Source organism: Sphingobium sp. FW306-1B-F04DB (assembly GCF_058781925.1).
Window position 1 is genome coordinate 43,565 of record NZ_JBYSXE010000015.1, and the last position, 17,444, is coordinate 61,008.

Genomic DNA, 17,444 nt, shown 5'->3' on the forward strand with positions numbered 1-17,444 from the left:
GCCGACGATCGACCGTGCGAGCGACATTCAATCCCGTATCTTGCGCGTGAGCGGTACAAAGCGCACCGCGATGATGAATCGCTCGACCGCCTTGCCGCGCGTGTCCTTGGTGATCAGCATCAGCCGCTGGGTGGAATGCGATGGTCCAACAGGAATCACCATTCGCCCGCCCGGCTTCAGCTGATCAAGGAGCGGCTGGGGGATATGCGGAGCGCCGGCGGTGACGATGATGCCGTCGAACGGAGCATGCTCGGGCCATCCGGCATAGCCGTCGCCATGCCTGACGGTGACATTGGCATAGCCCCGGCGCGTGAGCGTCGCCGCCGCCTGTCGTGCCAGAGGCTCCACGATCTCGATTGAATACACCCGGCCAACAAGCCGCGAGAGTATTGCCGCCTGATAGCCCGAGCCGGTTCCGACCTCCAGCATGACCTCGCCCTTTTTCGGGCGGAGCAGGTGGGTCATGAGCGCGATCAGGGACGGCTGCGAGATCGTCTGGCCCTCGCCGATCGGTAGCGGATAGTTTCGATAGGCTTCGGCGCGCTGGTCGGGCGGAACGAACAGGTGCCGTGGTACCGCGCGCATTGCGGCGAGTACCCCGGGGTCGGCGCTTTCGCCAATCGCGCGCGCATAGTTGCTGATCGAGTCCACGAGCCGCGCGCGTTCTGCGGCGTAGCGCCGTTCCTGCTCCGGCTCTCCGGTGGCAGGAGCCTCAGCCGGGACTAGTGGCGTGACGGCGAGAAAAAGGATGGCGAACAGCGCCTCAAGCCGTTTCATGATGCGTTCTCCAGCGGGACTGATCGACGATCGATGAACAGAAGCATCACCGCACCAGCCGCCACGACGACCATACCGACAAGCGCGCCAATGCCGGTATAGGCAAGGCTTGAATAAAGGAGATAAGCGCTTGTGAGGCAGAAGAGCGCGGGTATGGCAGGGTAAAGCGGAACCCGGAATGGCCGCTCGATCTCGGGTTCGCGCCGTCTGAGCACGAACAGGGCCAGCCCAACCGTCAGAAAGAAGAGCCAGAAGGCCGGCGCCGTATATTCGACGGCCAGCCGGAAGCCATCTCGCGCGAAAGCCCCGAACCCCACCAACAGCAGCGCCGCGCCGCCCTGAACGAGCAGTGCGTTGGCTGGCGTGCCTTTTTCCGACCGCCAGCGACCGAGAAAGGCGAGGCGCGGGAAGTCCCGGCCAAGTGCAAAGGCCGAACGTGCGCCGGTGAATGCTGTCGCGTTCGCCGATGTGAGCGCGGCTACGGCCACGGCGACGCTGATGACCGCCGCCCCATCAGGGCCCCAGGTCAGTCGCAACAGATCGGCGGCCACCGCGTGCGATGCGGCCGTGCCGGCGAGCCCCAGCGCACGCAGATAAGCGAAGTTTACGAGCAGGTAGATCACCGTGATCAGGGCAAGGCTGCCGATGAGCACCGGCACGATGCGCCGCCGCGCCTCGCGCAGCTCGGCCGTGAGATAGGCGGACTCGTTCCAGCCCCCATAAGTCAGAAGAACGAACACCAGCACGAGTCCGAGCGAGGTTTCGCCCGGGGGCGGTGCTGCCGCCACGGCCTTCGGGGCAATCAATAGCCCCGCGACGATCACCAGCCCCAGCCCGAGCAGTTCGAGCGCTGTCAACCAGAGTTGCGTCCGGCATCCATGTGTCACGCCGGCCCAGTTGATCGCGGTGATCGCGGCAACCGCTGCTGCGGCATGGATCGAAGCCGAATGACGCCCCAGCGGGAGGATCTCGGAGGCGTAGTCGCCGTAGACATAGGCGAGCAGCGCCAGCGACCCGGTCTGGATGATCGTCAGCCTCGACCAGCCGTACAGGAAGGCGAACCGGCGCCCGAAGGCGCGGCTGAGGAAGTGATATTCACCCCCGGCGTGTGGAAAGGTCGAAGCCAGCTCCGCATAGCACAATGCGCCAATCATCGAGATCACGCCGCCGAGCAGCCAGGCGAGCATCATCATGTTACCGTCTGGCGATTGTGCGGCGACAAGCGGTGGCGTCCGGTAGATTCCGGCGCCGACCACGACGCCGACAGTCAGGGCCACGGCTTCGCGGACCCCGAAGCTGGGTCGGGGAGACGCGTTGCGGTCGGATCGCCCTGGCCGCTTTCTGTCGAAGCCCTGCTTCGCAGCCATGCGCGGTTCTTCCTTGAGCCCTGCAGGTCGAGCTGACCTGGAATGGCCGGTTGCAATCGGCACAGCCACTCCAGAGAGGTCCGATCTGGTGCAAGGCCTTACATGATAGCCTTATAGTCGGAATATGGGCGGCGTATCCAATCCGGCTTTGGCTCGCCTTCTAACTGTCGGCCAACATCCCGAACCGCGCCAAAGCGGAAATTCATGCAGATTTGGGCGCCGCGTCCGCTCTGCGCCAAATCAAGCCATAGATCACTTCGCGGCCGGAACGTCCGGGATTGGCGCGGAAGCCGTCCGGCCAGCATTGCACCCACCATGTGCCGGGAAGAACGTCAAATTTTACGGACGGGCCCGGTGTCCCGCCGGCTTCTGTTCGACGGCGACGTCAATTGACTTCGATTTCCTGCCAGGCGTTTGTAACAGGGATGTGCTTGATGTCGCTCCCCGCCGCCGCGCGCGCCGCGAGCGCGTCTTCCGAGACCAGTTGATCGTTCAGTTCCACAAGTTGCGGAACGATCAGGGCAATAATCGTGGCGATGAAGGCGAGTATGCCAAGCCGCAGCGTAGCGGCGCTTAACGCTCCGATCAGGCGTCTGCGACGACCAGCTGGCCCGCGGAATGTCGCTCGCCGATTCCGATAGGCGAGCGCGTGTCGGAAATGGGCCATGGAGAGGTCTCCCCTGCCGGCGCCCTGCGGCGCCCTTCCTCGTTTTCAGTACTCGCCCCCGAGAAGCTCGTGCGACTGGCGCGAGGCGGAAGCGTGCTTCATCGGCAAGGAGCCCGGCATACTCATATGGGCCGATCCGATGACTGCATCGCGCCTTAAGTCGCAGGTCGCTGGCCGGTCGAAAATTATATTTTGGTATAAGAAAGCTCAGCCTGACAGCAAGTTGAGCTTCGCCATCCACACCAAGTTCGGAAGCGTTCGCGCCCCAACCTTCGACATAGCCGCGTTCCGCATGGATGCCCCGAACCTGCCACCGGCAACGCGGGCGGGTTAACAATCAACGAGGGTTCGGTCGGATTATCTCGCCCATACCTTGATATAATGGGCGCCTTCGCATGGAATATTTACTGTCCTCTCAGCCGGCACCGAATGCTTTTCCAAAAGCCGGAGGAAAGTGGCGCCGAGACATCGCCACCAATCTGAAGAAGGACAGGAACGTGGGCATGTTGACCAAACCGACTGCTGGCGCACAGGCACTCGTGGAGATGCAAGAGTTCGCGCGCCTGCCCGCCGCGGCACAGCGCTACATCCGGCGCTCGCTCGAGATTCGCTTCGGCCGTCTCGATCAGGTAGGGCGCCTTGCCCGCGATCCGCGGGAACTTCGCAGCATTGAGACCCAGATCGGCCTCTATGCCCAGGTGGACGGGATCGAGGCTGCCATCCCCCGCGATGACGACGGCGCCTCAGCCGCGCGTCTGATCAATCTGATCGTGCCGCTGGCGGCCTTCGATCTCTCGGAGGGAAAGATTCCGTCATTCGCTGCCTTCCGTTTCCTGTACGAAAGGCTGATCGGCGCGGCCGTCCGGCCATGGTTGCTCGGCATCTTCACGCTTTGTGCGACGCTTCCCGACCTGCACCCGTCGCAGCGCGTGACCTTGCTCACATCCATCGATCAAACGAGCGTGACTGCTTCCAACTGGTCGACAAGAGAATCCAGTTTCTTTCCCGAATGGGTGGAAAGCCTCGAGGACTGACCGGTGGCAGTTGCTTCAACTAAATCTTGGCATGCCTTGGCTGCCACATGCAGCCGTCTTCGGTGAATCGGCGAACCGCCAGCCGTTACCACCCAAGCCGCCGTTTCCTTGATGGCGCTATCCTATAGATTGCGCCTCTCGCGCGTGAGTGGTTGCCGCAAGCTCATGGGCCTCGCGCAGCAGCAGCGCGCGGCTTTGTTTCAATTGCTGGGCGCGCTGGACGGTCAACCAGAGCGCGGCCAGGAAGGCCAGGAACGTCAGGAAGGGGATGCCAACCAGCGTGCCCACCGCCGACGCTAGCCAGCTCACGGCCAGCACGCCGATCACGGTCAACCAGAATCCGATCCGTCCCGCTGCATAGTCAAAGCTACCCGGATATTCGGTCTCCGCTCCCGTGCTGTGATTGACGATGAGCAGCGGGTAGCCGAGCTGCATGCCCTTTCGCTTCACCCGGACGATGCTGACTCGGTGCCCGTCTCGGAGGGGCAGTTGTCCGCGGATTTCGGCTGCTGCCTCCCTGCCGTCCGCGGCTCGCAGGAAGAAGCTCTGACATGCGTCTCGGCCCAGGTCTTGGATCCGACGACATCGCCGTGATCGATCGTGAGTTCGAACTGATCAGGGCGCACGTTCCACTTCATGGATATTCCTCCGACCAGAGCCGACACGACAGGTTCACCGGGCGCTTCGCTGTGTCCGCCAGTGGTCCGTCAACGGGCGAGCAATTCAGGGAATCCGGGGCGCCTGTATTGTAAGGCGGTTCGGAGCCTTCAACGCGGACCATAGCTCTTCGCACCGACGATATTCGCGTGCGCATGAAACCATGCGCGGGGACCGTAATGGAGGCTGGCTGAGCCGGCACGATCTGCTCATCTTTGCCGAGCGGAACAAATTCCCCCCAGTCCGCTGAGTATTCCACCGGGACTTTCGACCACGCCTGTGCCGTTGGCGCGCAATAATAGGTCACATAAACACCGGCCCGCTTCTGTCTGGCAGCTGCTACTTTCGCCGCATCAGGAGAGAAGGTGATATTGATACTGATTGCAGCAGGATCGCTTGCGCTCTGCTGCGCGGGCAAAGTCGCCGCTAACAGAGCCAGCGGGCCAAGCACGAAGTGGATCATAATCAGCCTCCGCGTCCAAATTGCCGTCTTCGGCATCAAGGCGCATTGACAATTATGGTCGCACCGTTTTGGCTGTTTTTTGCCGCGCGGTGTTGGCGCTTAACCCCTTTTCGGAAATGTAGATTGCAAGAAGCGGGGCAGCGCCGGGGGAGGCCTTGGCGTCCGAGGCGTTATACCCAATATCGGTCAATCCACGCTGATGGAGCGCCTGCTTCCGCGCCAGTCTACCCGATAACGGCCGGACCTCTTGCCACCCCAATGCCGCCGGCCAAGGGCTTCCTGAAAAGGGCGGCCGCACGGCAGGGTTCGAATGTTCCGTTATACGGATGTGTCGATGCTGATCGGAGCCAGCGCCCGCGAAACCCGCAGAAAAGCCAAGATCGTGTCCCGAGCCGTGGTGGGAAATATGGCGGATACGGATTTCGTCGTTCGAAGATATCATTGTAAATCATGCCTTTAGGGTTAGCTATTGGGGTCCCAGCCAAAGTAACCATCGGTCCATATCAGCCGGAAAGCCGCGAAAATCCTCGGCGGCAACTCGGCAGGGTTGCGGCTCGCGGGCTCGCGTGCTGCTCGTCGAGCCTTCGCGCGCGGGCAAATCGATCTTCGGTCGCAAGAGATGATCATGCCGGATCTAGACTTATAGATTGAGGAGAAGGGGCCTGTCTCGCCTCGATCCATTGTAGGCCGGCGAGACGAATAGCCGCATGCCGTGACTTCTGCGACCACCGTCCAATCGCGAACAGCGCAGGCGGGACCCAGTGCGTGTCACGGATCAGTGTTCTCGTGGCGGCGATTTCGCCGGACTTGCAAGCCGACGGCATTGCCGCAGCAGTCGCTCAACGCGACGACATGACGCTTGTCGAGAACCGCGTGATCGGTGTGGCGGAAGTCGGAGATTTCCTCGAAAGCTTGCCTTTGGAGCAACATTGCGCGCTGGTGCTGGTAGGTCCCCACGCGAGGACCGCCGGAATGGCCAGCGCCTGGCTCGCCCGCCGCACCGACCTTGTGGTGCTGCGCGTGGCGATCGCGGACAGCCTGGTGCACATCGACCTGCAGGATGCGAGCCTGCATTCCGTCCTCGATGCAGTACGCGAACTCGTCGAGCGAGGCGGCATGCTGCCGGATGAGCGGGTTTCGCAGATGCAACTGCCGGCCCCGCTCCCACCGTCCGCGCCGATATTGGAGCTCACGACAAGGGTCGTCGAGACAGAAAGGTTGCTGACCGCTGCACGCAACTGGGTTCATGTGCTGCTGCGCGCCGCGGTGGCGCGCTTGATCGGCTCTGCGCCAGGCCAAGCCGGGTTTTCGGTGACCGGCGCATCGATCGTGGACTATCTCGCAGATCGCGCCCTGGGCACCGCGCTGCTTGCCGGCGACAGCGACGTCGAGGTAGCCGACAAGACACTCACCGACGCGCTCGAAGCGGCCGATCCGGCGTGCGAGCCGCTTGCTGCCGCCGAACGATCACTCGGGCTGAGCGCGACTGAATTCCGCATGCTGGTGCTGGCGCTGGCCCCCGAGCTTGACGAGCGCTTTCAGCGCTGGATCACGCTTTTGATGGACGATGCCGGCCGGCGCGTGGGAACGCTCGGCCTGTACGCCGAGCTGCTGGGAGCGCCGGACGAGGTCGGCCGGGACCTCCTGCAGTCGGGCCAGCTGGCGCGCTGGCGGCTCTTGGAAGACCATGGCGGGAGCTTGCCCGCTGCCGACGAGCCGCTGCGGCTCGATGCGCCGTTTCGGAGCTGGCTGCTCGGCGCAACGCGTGCGCTCGCCGATGATCCCTCATTGCGCCGGGTGCTCCGGACCGTCCCCTGGCCCGACGCAAGCCTGATCGGCGACGCGGGCGACCGAGACCATGCGAAGCGCTTGATCAGCCGCTTGCAGGATGACGCAGGCCCGCCGTGGATCGTGCTCGCGAGCGACAACCCGGCAGCTTCGCGCGCGCATGTCGAGGCTGGCGCCGCTGATCTGGGTCTGCACCCAATTCGCGTCGACCTTGCGCAGCTCAAGGGGCTCGATTGTATCGCGGCCGAGGATGCCGGCATCCGGACGGCGCGTCTCGCCAGGATTTCGGGTCGCCCGCTTGCCGTCGATGCCAGCGGTCTCGATCAGGGCCACGAGTTGGACGAGGCGGTGCGCGCCTTTTTCACCGCGGCGAGCGCGGCAGGGCGCGTCTCCGCACTGATTGCCGGCGATCCTGCACGCGTCACCGGCCTGCTGGGCGCGGCGCGATACGAGCTTGAAGTGGAGGCGTTTTCGCCGACCGCCCGTGTCTCCGTGCTGCGCGCCGCCGCCGCCGGGGCGGGCGCCCATTTCACCGAGGAGGCCGCCGAATCCCTCGCCAATCTCTATCCGCTGCAGATCGACGGCCTAGAGCGGGCCATGCGGCTTGCGCTGGCGACGCCACTGTCATGTACGAGCGAGGACGCGGCCCGCGATCGTTTCGTATCGGCATGCAAGCAGGTTTCAGCCGCGGGGGCGTCGGGCCTTGCTGAACGCATCGAGCCCATCTTCAACCTCGACGACGTCATCCTTCCCGCCGACCGGAAAGGGCAGCTCGAGGAGATCGTGGACAATGTCCGCTTCGCCCCGAAGGTGCTCGACGGCTGGAAGTTCCGCGACCAGCTCCCTTACGGGCGCGGGGTCACGGCGCTGTTCCATGGACCGAGCGGCACCGGCAAGACGATGGCCGCCATGGCCGTTGCACGCACGCTCGGCGTGCAAATCCTGCGCATCGACCTCTCGCGTGTCGTCAGCAAGTATATCGGAGAGACCGAGAAGAACATCGATCGCGTGTTCCTTGAGGCCCAGCATTCCGGTGCGGCGCTTGTGATCGACGAAGCCGACGGCCTGGCGGCGAAGCGAAGCGAGGTGAAGGACGCGCACGACCGCTACGCCAATATGGAGGTCGCCTATCTCCTCCAGAGAATGGAGGCCTATGACGGGCTGGCGATCCTGACGACAAATTTTCGCCAGAACCTGGACGCGGCCTTTTTGCGCCGGCTGCGCTTCATCGTCGATTTTCCGCGGCCCGATGCCAGCGCCCGCGAGGAGATCTGGCGGCACTGCTTGCCAGAGGAGTCGCATTGCCTGGACGATGCCGCCTTCCGGCAACTGGGGCGAAAGATCGAGCTCACCGGGGGCAATATTCGTCAGGTCACGCTGCGCGCCGCGTTTCTCGCGGCGGCGGCGGGCACGAGGATCGGCCCCGAGCATATTGCGCACGCCTGTCGCGCCGAGTTCGCGAAGCTGGGCTTGCCGCCGGTCGAAGTCGACCTGGCCGAAAAGCGCAGGGCAGCATGAGCGCCGATGCCATCTACAACGTCACCCAGGCGCTGCGGCAGCGGCTTATAGACGCGCTGCCGAAAACGCCCGCGCCGGGGAACGTGTTCGTGGGGCCACTGGACGATCCCGATGCCGCCGGCGCCGACCTGATCCTGTTTCTCTATCGGATCGCCCCCAATGCCAGTCTCCGTAACCGCGAACGCCGCGTGGAGACGGGGGATCCGCTGCAGCCCGTAATCGTCCACACCAATTCGCTTCCCGTCGAGCTTCGATATCTTCTGACGGTCGGCACCCGGACCGCGACCGACGGCGATCCGCTGCTCAAGACACTGGGCCATGCGATGCGCGCGCTCAACGATGCGCCCAATCTGGTGGGGCAGCAGGTGGGCCATGAGACCGTGCAGGTTTCGCTCGATCCACTGTCGACCGAGGAAATGAGCCGCATCTGGACGCTCTTTCCCACCGCCAACTACCGCACCTCGGTTGGCTATGTGGCGACGCCCGTGTGGATCGATCCTCCGGCCGCCGCGGGGCAGGCGGCACGCGTGATCGAGGACAGGCTACTTGCCGGCCAGCGCGCGAGGGAGGCGGCCAATGCCTAAGACCTTCGCTGTGCATTCGCCCCTGGAGACCGGCTATGTGCGCCGCGTCGCGTTTGCCGCCGAGATCGTCGACGCCGTGACGCTGGCGCCCGTGACGCAGGGCCTGAAGGTTTCCGTCACCGGCCTCAAGCGCCCCCCGATCCTCAACACAAGCGGCTTCTTCGTCTGGCTCGAGGAGCCCGGTCTCCAGCCGCAGGAGGTCGTCGTCGACGCGTCGGGAACGGCGTATGAAAGCGCCACCGGAGCGCCTCCGGCCCCGCCGGCCAGGAGCGTGCGCATCGAGCTCGCGCCGAAGTTCGGCTACCCGTTTCCGGCCGGCGCCACGGCGCTGCGCGGGACACTTGTCGAAAGCCGCTACGGGCCGCCGTCTCCGATCGGGGGCGCCGAAGTTGCGCTGCAATGGTCCGACGAAGTCGACTGGATCGACGCACCGACAATCTCGACGAGCGGCGCCAATGGCGATTTCGCCGCGCTGCTGCGGTTGCCGCCCGATGCCGAGCCGAAGGCCCATCCCGATGGCGGCCTGACCGTCCGGCTCAGGGTCGAACGCGACGGCCTCACCCGGATCAGTGACGAATTCCCGCTTCGGCAAGGCGCGGTCAGCGCCCGGGAACAGCCATTCATCTGGGACGAACTCGCTCCGTAATTCGAGGAAGGAAACGATCGATGAGCACGGAACAGAAGCCCGAAGACAAACCCTGCGACGAGCCCGAGGACCAGACCCCTCCGACGCCACCCGAGAACGGGCAGAGTCCGAAGCCCAAGTGCGAACCGCTTCCGGAAGGCTCCAAGCCGCCAGCGCTCGAGGAGCCAAAGACCTGCGAGCCGCGCTGCGAATGCCCGGGCAAGCCGCCCGCTTCCGAGACGTGCTTCGACAAGCTGATCGACGAGCAGACGAGGCTGGTGAACGAGGCCGAGCGCGCCAAGTTGTTCAAGGGCGAGCTCGAGGACCTGCTCAAAAAGGCCATCGCCGCGAAGCAGGCCTATCCCCGCGACAAGTTCGAGGATTTCAACAAGAGATGGGCCGCGCAGGACAAGGACATCGTCCGTGCGATCGACACCGTCATCTGCAACGTCAAATGCTGGTGGTGCGTCATCGAGTGCGAAATCTGCCCGCTGCTGTACAAGATACGCGAGATCGAGCAGCGCCTGGACGGTAGCGGCGCACTCATCGACAAGGTGCATTCGCTCCGCGACCTGCGCTACTGGCACGAGCGCAACCGCGACGCCAAGGCCGCCCAATTCAACCGCATCAAGGCAGTGCTGACCGCCTGGGGCGACCCGGCGAAGACGATCGACGCGAACCTTGCCGCCAACCACAAGCTGATCCAGTCGCTGCCGTCGCTCACACCTGCGGAAGCGCTGCTTCAGGTGTTCATGAAGCTGATCCCGCTGCACCTTGCCATCGCGCCGCGGCCAATCAAGACCAATATCGATCCCAAATATATCGACCTGTGCGGCGAGTGCGACGAAGGCGTACCCGATGACTGCTGCGGGCCCGATGTGGGCGTGCTGAGCGCGCGCCAGCGGCTCACCGAGCCCCAAGCCTATATCGTTGATCCCGACGACTATTTCGACATTCTCTGCTGCCTTGCCACTGAGCGCTATCTGCCGGCCAAGGACCAGCTGGCCAAAGCCGAGTCCGACCTGGCCGGGGTCCAGGGAACGATCGATCGGCTGCAGGCCGAGCTCGAGCGCCGCAAGAAGAGCGTGTTCGATGACTATCGGGGCAGCATCGCCACCCCGATCGAGTGCGACAAATACAAGAAGAAGGACGGCGACGACTGCGGCTGTGACGGCGACGACAAGCCAGCCGTCGACCCCACCGTGCGCTGACCTGAAAGCGGAGGTCCGACATGCCCGAATATCTGCATCCCGGCGTCTATATCGAAGAGATCGAGCGAGGCCCGCGTCCGATCGAAGGCGTCCCGACCAGCACCGCGGCCTTCCTTGGCGAAGCCGAGCGCGGGCCGATCGAACCGATCCTCGTGACCAGCTACAAGGAATATCAGCGCTGGTTCGGCAATGTGTTCGCGCTGAACAAGTTCCTGCCTTATTCCGTCAACGGCTTCTTCGAGAATGGCGGCAAGCGCGTCTTCATCTGCCGGCTGGTCGGCCAGAACGCCACGACTGCACAGGCCGGGTTCGGGGACAATTTTGTGCTCCGCGCCGCGGGTCCCGGCAGCTGGGGCCGACGCGTCTTCGCCCGGATCGATGACAGCACGACCAAGAGCCCCGATGCCGGCGGGACGCCGCAGCCGGTGGGCTTCCGGATCCGGCTCGCTTACTGGTCGACGACACTGCCGGACTTCGAGCCCTTCGATGCGTTCGATCCCGTCAACAACAGCACCGTGCCGCGCCCCACCTACACCGAGGATTTCGACGACCTCGTCACCGACGAGAGCTCACCGGATTTCTATGGCAAGCGCTTCCCGTTCGTCGACCTGGAGAAGGGCGAGAAGAAGGAGGGACCCGACAGTTCGGCGCTGGCCGTGCTGGTCCGCAACATCGGCGCGCTGCAGGGCGCCAGGCCCGAAAATGGGGCCACTGCTTTCACCGAAGGCGGCGAGGATGACGAGGTGCCGCTCGGGCCCGACGACTATGACGGCCTGCCGGCGGAGACGCGCACCGAGGCGCAGGGCCTCGCGGCGCTCGAGCTCGACCCGTATCGCGACGTGGCGCTCGTTTATGCACCCGACGTGTCGACGGATATCGCGCTCAAGATCATTGGTCATTGCGAGCGCATGAAGTTCCGCTTCGCGGTGCTCGACAGTCCGAAGGGGCGAAACAACACGACCGACCTCGACCCGCGCACGACGATCGCCGACACGCAATATGCGGCCTTCTACTACCCTTGGATCGTGATCTCCGACCCGAGGACGGGCGCGCGCAAGCTGGTTCCGCCGGGGGGGCATTCGCTTGGCGTCTATGCGCGCACCGATACCGATCGCGGCGTCTTCAAGGCACCTGCCAACGAGACGCTGCGCGGCGTGCTCGACCTCGAATATGACATCAACGACCAGAAGCAGGACGACCTGAACCCGAAAGGGGTCAATGTCATCCGGCGCTTCCCGGGACGCGGCATCCGCGTCTGGGGTGCGCGCACGCTCACGTCGAACGCGCTCTGGAAATATGTGTCCGTAAGGCGGCTCTTCATTTTCCTTGAAAGGTCAATTTATGAGGGAACTCAATGGGTTGTGTTCGAACCCAACGACCCGCGCCTATGGGCGCGCGTCACCGATACGATCCGGCTGTTCCTTCGGACACAGTGGCGGCTGGGGGCGCTGTTCGGCCGGACCGAGGAGCAGGCGTTCTTCATCACCTGTGACGAAACCGTTATGTCTCAAGATGATACCATGAATGGTCGCCTAATTGCAGAGATAGGCATTGCGCCCGTCCGCCCTGCCGAATTCGTCGTGTTTCGCATTTTCCAGCACACCGCTGAAGCGCAGCGTTAGGAGGTGAGCCATGGCAACGCGCATCGATCCGATCCGCAATTTCCGCTTCCAGCTTGAAATCGACAACGTCACCAAGGCGGGGTTCAGCGAGGTCGCGATCGCCGAGACGACGGTCGAGGCGATCGACTATCGCGAGGGCACCGATCCGCCGCATGTCCGCAAGCTGTCCGGCCTCACCAAATACGGCAACATCACGCTGAAGGCCGGGATGACGACCGGCGCCAACTCGCTCGAGCTGTTCAAGTGGCACAATGACATCTCAAGCGGCCTCGTCAGCGAGCGCCGCCGCACCATGGCGATCAGTGTGTTCGACGAGAGCGGCAAGACCGAGTGCGCACGCTTCGTCATCTCCGATGCCTGGCCCGTCAAATACGACCCGAGCGACCTCAACGCCAAGGGCAACGAGGTGGTGATCGAGTTGCTCGAATTCGCCCACGAAGGCTTCGAACGTGTCAAATAGGAGGTGACCCATGGGTATGCATCCGGCTTTCCAGACCGAAATCGAGTTCGAGCTTCCCAAGGGCTATGTCGATGATTCCGGCACGCTGCATCGTAAGGGCGTGATGCGGCTTGCCACCGCCGCTGACGAAATCCTGCCGATGCGTGATCCGCGCGTGCAGGAGAACGAAGCTTATCTGCCGATCATCGTGCTCGCGCGCGTGATCGTGCGGCTGGGGTCGCTCAAGGACATCCACACCGGCGTGATCGAGGGCGTCTACGCCTCCGATCTCGCCTTTCTCGAAGAACTCTATGCCGGGTTCAACGCAAGCGGCGACGTCATGCCCGAGCCCGGCATGAAGGCGAATGGCGGGCATAGCCTGCAAAGGATCGCCGCCCTGGGGGAAGCATGAGGGCCTATCCCGTGAAGTCGCTGTACGAGGAGATGGCCTTTATCGCGCACCATTTTCACTGGTCCCACAGCGACCTGATGCAGCTCGACCATGGCGAGCGCCGGCGCTGGTGTCGCGAGATTTCTGCGATCAATCGCCGGCTCAACGGCAATCCCGCCAACCCGTTCGACGTCTGACGAGGCAGTATGAAGCGGCATGACCCCCTTCGCGGTTTCCGGTTTCTCGTCGAGATCGAGGGACTGACGAGCGCGGGCTTCCTGCGGGTGAAGGGTCTGCAGCGCGAGGTGAAGCACGAATCCTATCGCGAAGGGGGCGTCAACGATTACGAGCACAAGCTGTTCTCGCAGGTTTCCTATCCGGTGGTGGTGCTCGAACGCGGGCTCGTGCTGGAAGACCTGTGGCAATGGGCGTTCGCCGCCTCGCAGGGCGAGATCCGGCGCAGAAATGTCTGCATTCGTTTGCAGAACGAGGCCGGTGAGAAGGCATGGGCCTGGCAGCTCGACTGGGCGATCCCGGTCAAATGGTCGTGCTCGGACCTCGATGCCAATTCCTCGCAGGTCTTGATGGAAAGCCTCGAGCTGGCCCATCACGGATTGAGGAGGGCCGCATGAAACTGGCAAGTCGCGGCCCTTGCCGGATTCAGCCCCGCCGGCGCTGGCGGCAAAAGGCAGCCGCGGTTCGCACCGGTTGGGCGTCCATGGGTCTGAACTGGCGGAGAGGGCGGCGCGACCGGCCGCGCACCGCGATGTTCCCGCGCCAGACGATCGCGTTGCAGCTTTGGGCGGCGCACTTCCATCTACATTTCAGACTGGCCGGCGGGACGCGCGCGAGTTGGCTCCCTATGCCCGTTCCGCCATTGCCATACTTGGCTGGCGCGAGGCAGAGGTCACGGTCCAGCGGCTCGCATACCGCCAATCTGACGCTCTTGCGGACGCATTCGTTCCACTCGTCGCAACACACTTCAAGGCTTCTTGACCGCGAGCTCGTGACGCGCCGGTGCTCGTCGCAGGAGCTGGCCTTCCGGACGCCGATGGCGTCGGCGCATTGGGCACAGCCTTTTCGGACGCGGGCGATCTCGCGCGCAGTCGGCCATCCATGGCGGCCAGCTGGCAAGGGGCGGCAGAGTTCCGGACCCGCCCCAGGCGCCGGGGAACATCTGAGCCGGGTGCGAGCGCTCGATCCGGCCGCACTTGAGTCCAGGACACGGCGCAAAGTTGCAGTGCATCGGTCGGTGAGCCCGATCACCCTGAACGCACCGCCCATCATCTCCCGTCCCCCACGCGCGCCTGAGCTGGTCTGGCGTGTACAGGCCGAAGAGCGGGCGTTCGAGGCCGTTGAAGGTTTCGTCCGTGGCCCGGCTGCGGCGGCTTTGCCTGCGTCTGCGGCAAGGGCGGCGCCGGACTGGCAGCCGCTGGGGGCATCCGGCACCCAGCCCGCACCGTTCGACCCGGCCTGGGCGGATCGCATCGCCGAAGACGTGATCAGCCGCGTCGAGCGGCGCGCGCGCATCGAGCGGGAACGCAGGGGAGTTTGACGCGCCATGGCGAAGCCTCAGCTTGTAAAGGCGACGATCACCGTCCTTGACGGCGCCGACAAGGGCAAGGTCATCACCGTCCTGTTCAACCCGGCCGAATACAGCATCGACCGCGCGAACAGCTATAAGGCGACTGCGATCCCCGGGCTGGGCTCGCCGATCCTCCAGTTCGTGAACGGCGAATGCGACCAGCTCGGCATGGAGCTGTTCCTCGACGATTATACCGATCCCGACGGCCCCACCTCGCTCCTGAAGAAGGAGAAGGACCCGGTGGCCAAGCGCCTCAAGGACATAGCGCGGCTGCTCGAGATCGATCGCGACCTGCACGCCCCCGCGCCGGTGCGTTTCAACTGGGGGCCGATGGAATTCGCGGCGGTCATCGAGAAGCTCGGGCGCAAGATCACCAAGTTCCACCCCGATGGCTCGCCCGCGCGCGCGACGCTCAATGTGAGCTTCAAGGAATATCGTACGCTGCGCCAGCAGCTCGAACGCCCGCGGCGCGAGTCCGCCGACAAGACCAAGCGGCGCGTTGTCGTCGGCGGGGACAGCCTCTGGCTGATCGCAGCGCGCGAATATGACGATCCCAATGAATGGGTCCGTATCGCAGAGGCGAACGATCTCGACGACCCGCGCGACATCAGGCCGGGCGACTGGCTGGAACTGCCACCGATGGAGAATCCCGATGGAACTCTCGGCGCTCTCTAGCCGCTACGGCAACTTCTACGCGCCGGCCTTCACGGTGCGGCTCGGAAGCGACGACCTGACACGCGACCTGCTGCTCGCGGTGAGCCAGGTCGAGGTGGACCTGGTTCTCGGCGCCGCAGCGCGCTTCAGCTTTACGATCGTCAATTCCTACAGCTTCAAGTCACATGCCTTCGAGACCGGGCGCGGCGCCAGGGTCGTGGATCTGCTCAAGTTCGGCGCCGAAGTGAGCATCGGCATGGGCTATGGCGACGCCAAGACGGTGCCGTTGATGGCAAGCGGCGTGATCACTGAAATCACCACCAATTTCCCCGAAGCGGGAACGCCGGAGCTAGCGATTTCAGGCTATGATCACGCCTTTCCGCTCACGATCGGCAAGAACGCGCGCACGTGGACCAAGTCGCTCGACAGCGATGCGGCGCAGGAGATTGCGAGCTTCCACAATCTCAATTCGAAGATCGAGCGCACCAAGGAGCGCCATCCGCAGATCGAGCAGAACCAGGAAAGCGACTTCGAATTCCTGAAGAAGCTCGCCGAGCGCAATCATTTCGAGCTTTATGTCGACGAGAAGCGCATGCTCCATTTCGGCAAGCCCAACGATACGGCAGGTCCCGTCGTCCGCCTCGTCTGGGGCGAAGGGCTGCTCAGCTTCAAGCCCGAGGCCAATCTCGCGGGCCAGATCGCGAAGGTCGAGGTCTATGGCTGGGATCCCAAGAAGAAGCAGAAGATCGTCGGCGTCGCGACCGCCGGCGAGGAATCCGGCAAGGACGCCAAGGGCAAGAGCGCGGGTGACCGGCTCAAGGCCTTCGTCAAGGACCCCTCCAAGCAACCCGTGCTTCGTCTGCGCCAGCCTGTCTTTTCGAAAGCCGAAGCCGAAAAACGGGCCAATGCGGCGCTCAACGAACGCGCCAAGCAGTTCCTGACGGGCGAGGCGGAGGCGATCGGCCTGCCCGATATCAGGCCCGACCGCAACGTCCAGTTCGACAATCTCGGCGCCCCGTTTTCAAAGACTTACTACGTCCAGCAGGCGACCCACAAGATCGACGGCAATGGCTATCGCACACGCTTCAAGGTCAAGGAGACGACGCTGTGAATATGATGGCGAACGTCGCGCGCGAAACCGAACACGAAGCCGGCGGCGTGGTGAAGGGCGTCGCCATCGCGCTCGTGACGCAGAATGACGACCCTGAGAAGCTCTGCCGCGTCAAGGTGAGATATCCCTGGCACGACAAGCCGAGCGAGAGCTACTGGGCGCGGCTCGCAACGCCGATGGCCGGAGCCGAACGCGGGCTGGTGCTGATCCCCGAGGTCGGGGACGAGGTCCTGGTCGCATTCGAGCGCGAGGACCTGCGCTTCCCCTGCGTGCTCGGCGCGCTCTGGAACGGCCAGGACAAGCCTCCAGTCGCCAACAGCGACGGCAAGAACGACAAGCGGATGCTCCAGTCGCGCAAGAAGCATTACCTGCTCTTCGACGATGGCTCGAAGGGCGTGGTCGAGCTCGCGCACGAAAAAGGCCGCAAAGTCGTGTTCGACGACGACGGCATCGTCCTGCAGGACGAGAAGGGCAACAGCGTCAAGATCGACAGCAACAGCGGCGCGATCACGATCGAGGCGACGGGCAGCCTCAAGATCAAAGCGGCGACTGTGTCGATCGAGGCCACGGGAACGCTCGATCTCAAGGCGACGGGGACGCTCGGCGTCCGCGGCGCCCTGGTCAACATCAACTGAGGCGGAGGCGGCGGATGGGACAAATGGCGGCACGGCTGGGCGACCAGACGGGGCACGGCACGTCGCTGGGCCCGGGCCCGGGTTGTCCGACCGTGATGATCATGGGGCAGCCCGCATGGCGCGCCCTGTCCGACACCCATGTCTGTCCGCTCGTAGACGGCGTGAAGCCGCATGTCGGTGGCGTCGTCGCGGTCGGCAGCGGGACCGTCATGATCGGCGGGCTCCCCGCGGCGCGGCAGGGCGACATGGTGGTCGAGGCGGGCGCGCCGAACCCGATCGTGCTGGGCGCAACAACGGTAATGATTGGATAGCGGCA

20 protein-coding genes are annotated in these 17,444 nt (G+C 64.1%); 15 read left to right on the forward strand and 5 right to left on the reverse strand.

What is annotated here, in order from left to right:
* Positions 1-27: 27 nt before the first annotated feature.
* The 3 genes from AC3WJD_RS09360 to AC3WJD_RS09370 all read right to left on the reverse strand — a co-directional run bounded on the left by AC3WJD_RS09360 (position 28) and on the right by AC3WJD_RS09370 (position 2,811).
* Complete coding sequence (locus tag AC3WJD_RS09360) at positions 28-777, reverse strand: protein-L-isoaspartate(D-aspartate) O-methyltransferase (protein WP_492746342.1); 750 nt, start codon at positions 775-777, stop codon at positions 28-30.
* Entirely contained in the window at positions 774-2,144 is a 1,371-nt protein-coding gene (locus AC3WJD_RS09365; RefSeq protein WP_492746343.1) for an APC family permease, read from the reverse strand. Before AC3WJD_RS09365 ends, AC3WJD_RS09360 begins: the two co-directional genes overlap by 4 nt.
* A 385-nt stretch (positions 2,145-2,529) precedes the next feature.
* Entirely contained in the window at positions 2,530-2,811 is a 282-nt protein-coding gene (locus tag AC3WJD_RS09370) for a hypothetical protein (protein WP_492746344.1), read from the reverse strand.
* Between the two features lie 395 nt (positions 2,812-3,206).
* On the opposite strand from AC3WJD_RS09370, the gene AC3WJD_RS09375 reads away from it, so the two are divergent.
* Positions 3,207-3,845, forward strand: a complete 639-nt coding sequence (locus AC3WJD_RS09375; RefSeq protein ID WP_492746345.1) for a hypothetical protein — start codon at positions 3,207-3,209, stop codon at positions 3,843-3,845.
* A 117-nt stretch (positions 3,846-3,962) separates the two neighbouring features.
* Here AC3WJD_RS09375 and AC3WJD_RS09380 read toward each other — a convergent pair whose 3' ends face one another.
* Together AC3WJD_RS09380 and AC3WJD_RS09385 are read right to left on the reverse strand one after the other, a co-directional pair.
* On the reverse strand, positions 3,963-4,280 hold the full coding sequence (locus AC3WJD_RS09380; protein ID WP_492746346.1) for a hypothetical protein: 318 nt from the start codon (positions 4,278-4,280) through the stop codon (positions 3,963-3,965).
* 199 nt (positions 4,281-4,479) lie between these two features.
* On the reverse strand, positions 4,480-4,965 hold the full coding sequence (locus AC3WJD_RS09385; protein WP_492746347.1) for a hypothetical protein: 486 nt from the start codon (positions 4,963-4,965) through the stop codon (positions 4,480-4,482).
* Between the two features lie 786 nt (positions 4,966-5,751).
* Here AC3WJD_RS09385 and AC3WJD_RS09390 point away from each other — a divergent pair.
* The 14 genes from AC3WJD_RS09390 (at position 5,752) to AC3WJD_RS09455 (ending at position 17,439) form a co-directional block, all read left to right on the forward strand.
* Entirely contained in the window at positions 5,752-8,271 is a 2,520-nt protein-coding gene (locus AC3WJD_RS09390; protein WP_492746348.1) for an AAA family ATPase, read from the forward strand.
* Positions 8,268-8,855 carry a Pvc16 family protein gene (locus tag AC3WJD_RS09395; protein ID WP_492746349.1) on the forward strand — a complete coding sequence of 196 codons (588 nt, stop codon included), beginning with the start codon at positions 8,268-8,270 and terminating at the stop codon, positions 8,853-8,855. The genes AC3WJD_RS09390 and AC3WJD_RS09395 overlap by 4 nt, the downstream gene beginning before the upstream one ends.
* Positions 8,848-9,501 (forward strand): hypothetical protein, encoded by a 654-nt coding sequence (locus AC3WJD_RS09400; RefSeq protein ID WP_492746350.1) that lies wholly within the window; start codon positions 8,848-8,850, stop codon positions 9,499-9,501. The genes AC3WJD_RS09395 and AC3WJD_RS09400 overlap by 8 nt, the downstream gene beginning before the upstream one ends.
* Positions 9,502-9,521: 20 nt before the next feature.
* Positions 9,522-10,691: a hypothetical protein gene (locus AC3WJD_RS09405; protein WP_492746351.1), complete on the forward strand. Its 1,170-nt coding sequence runs from the start codon at positions 9,522-9,524 to the stop codon at positions 10,689-10,691.
* Positions 10,692-10,711: 20 nt separating this feature from the next.
* The gene (locus tag AC3WJD_RS09410) at positions 10,712-12,313 is read left to right on the forward strand and encodes a phage tail sheath family protein (RefSeq protein ID WP_492746352.1); all 1,602 of its coding nucleotides are present in this window, start codon (positions 10,712-10,714) and stop codon (positions 12,311-12,313) included.
* 10 nt (positions 12,314-12,323) lie between these two features.
* On the forward strand, positions 12,324-12,773 hold the full coding sequence (locus tag AC3WJD_RS09415; protein ID WP_492746353.1) for a phage tail protein: 450 nt from the start codon (positions 12,324-12,326) through the stop codon (positions 12,771-12,773).
* Positions 12,774-12,783: 10 nt separating this feature from the next.
* Positions 12,784-13,164, forward strand: a complete 381-nt coding sequence (locus AC3WJD_RS09420; protein ID WP_492746354.1) for a hypothetical protein — start codon at positions 12,784-12,786, stop codon at positions 13,162-13,164.
* The gene (locus AC3WJD_RS09425; protein ID WP_492746355.1) at positions 13,161-13,340 is read left to right on the forward strand and encodes a DUF6760 family protein; all 180 of its coding nucleotides are present in this window, start codon (positions 13,161-13,163) and stop codon (positions 13,338-13,340) included. The genes AC3WJD_RS09420 and AC3WJD_RS09425 overlap by 4 nt, the downstream gene beginning before the upstream one ends.
* A gap of 9 nt (positions 13,341-13,349) precedes the next feature.
* A complete protein-coding gene (locus AC3WJD_RS09430; RefSeq protein WP_492746356.1) occupies positions 13,350-13,775 on the forward strand; it encodes a phage tail protein in 426 nt (141 codons plus the stop codon).
* Positions 13,776-14,395: 620 nt separating this feature from the next.
* Positions 14,396-14,698 carry a hypothetical protein gene (locus AC3WJD_RS09435; protein WP_492746357.1) on the forward strand — a complete coding sequence of 101 codons (303 nt, stop codon included), beginning with the start codon at positions 14,396-14,398 and terminating at the stop codon, positions 14,696-14,698.
* Positions 14,699-14,704: 6 nt separating this feature from the next.
* Complete coding sequence (locus tag AC3WJD_RS09440) at positions 14,705-15,403, forward strand: CIS tube protein (RefSeq protein ID WP_492746358.1); 699 nt, start codon at positions 14,705-14,707, stop codon at positions 15,401-15,403.
* Positions 15,381-16,493 carry a phage late control D family protein gene (locus AC3WJD_RS09445; protein WP_492746359.1) on the forward strand — a complete coding sequence of 371 codons (1,113 nt, stop codon included), beginning with the start codon at positions 15,381-15,383 and terminating at the stop codon, positions 16,491-16,493. The genes AC3WJD_RS09440 and AC3WJD_RS09445 overlap by 23 nt, the downstream gene beginning before the upstream one ends.
* A 2-nt stretch (positions 16,494-16,495) precedes the next feature.
* Entirely contained in the window at positions 16,496-17,128 is a 633-nt protein-coding gene (locus AC3WJD_RS09450; protein WP_492746371.1) for a phage baseplate assembly protein V, read from the forward strand.
* 23 nt (positions 17,129-17,151) lie between these two features.
* Entirely contained in the window at positions 17,152-17,439 is a 288-nt protein-coding gene (locus AC3WJD_RS09455) for a PAAR domain-containing protein (RefSeq protein ID WP_492746360.1), read from the forward strand.
* The last annotated feature ends 5 nt before the right edge of the window (positions 17,440-17,444 follow it).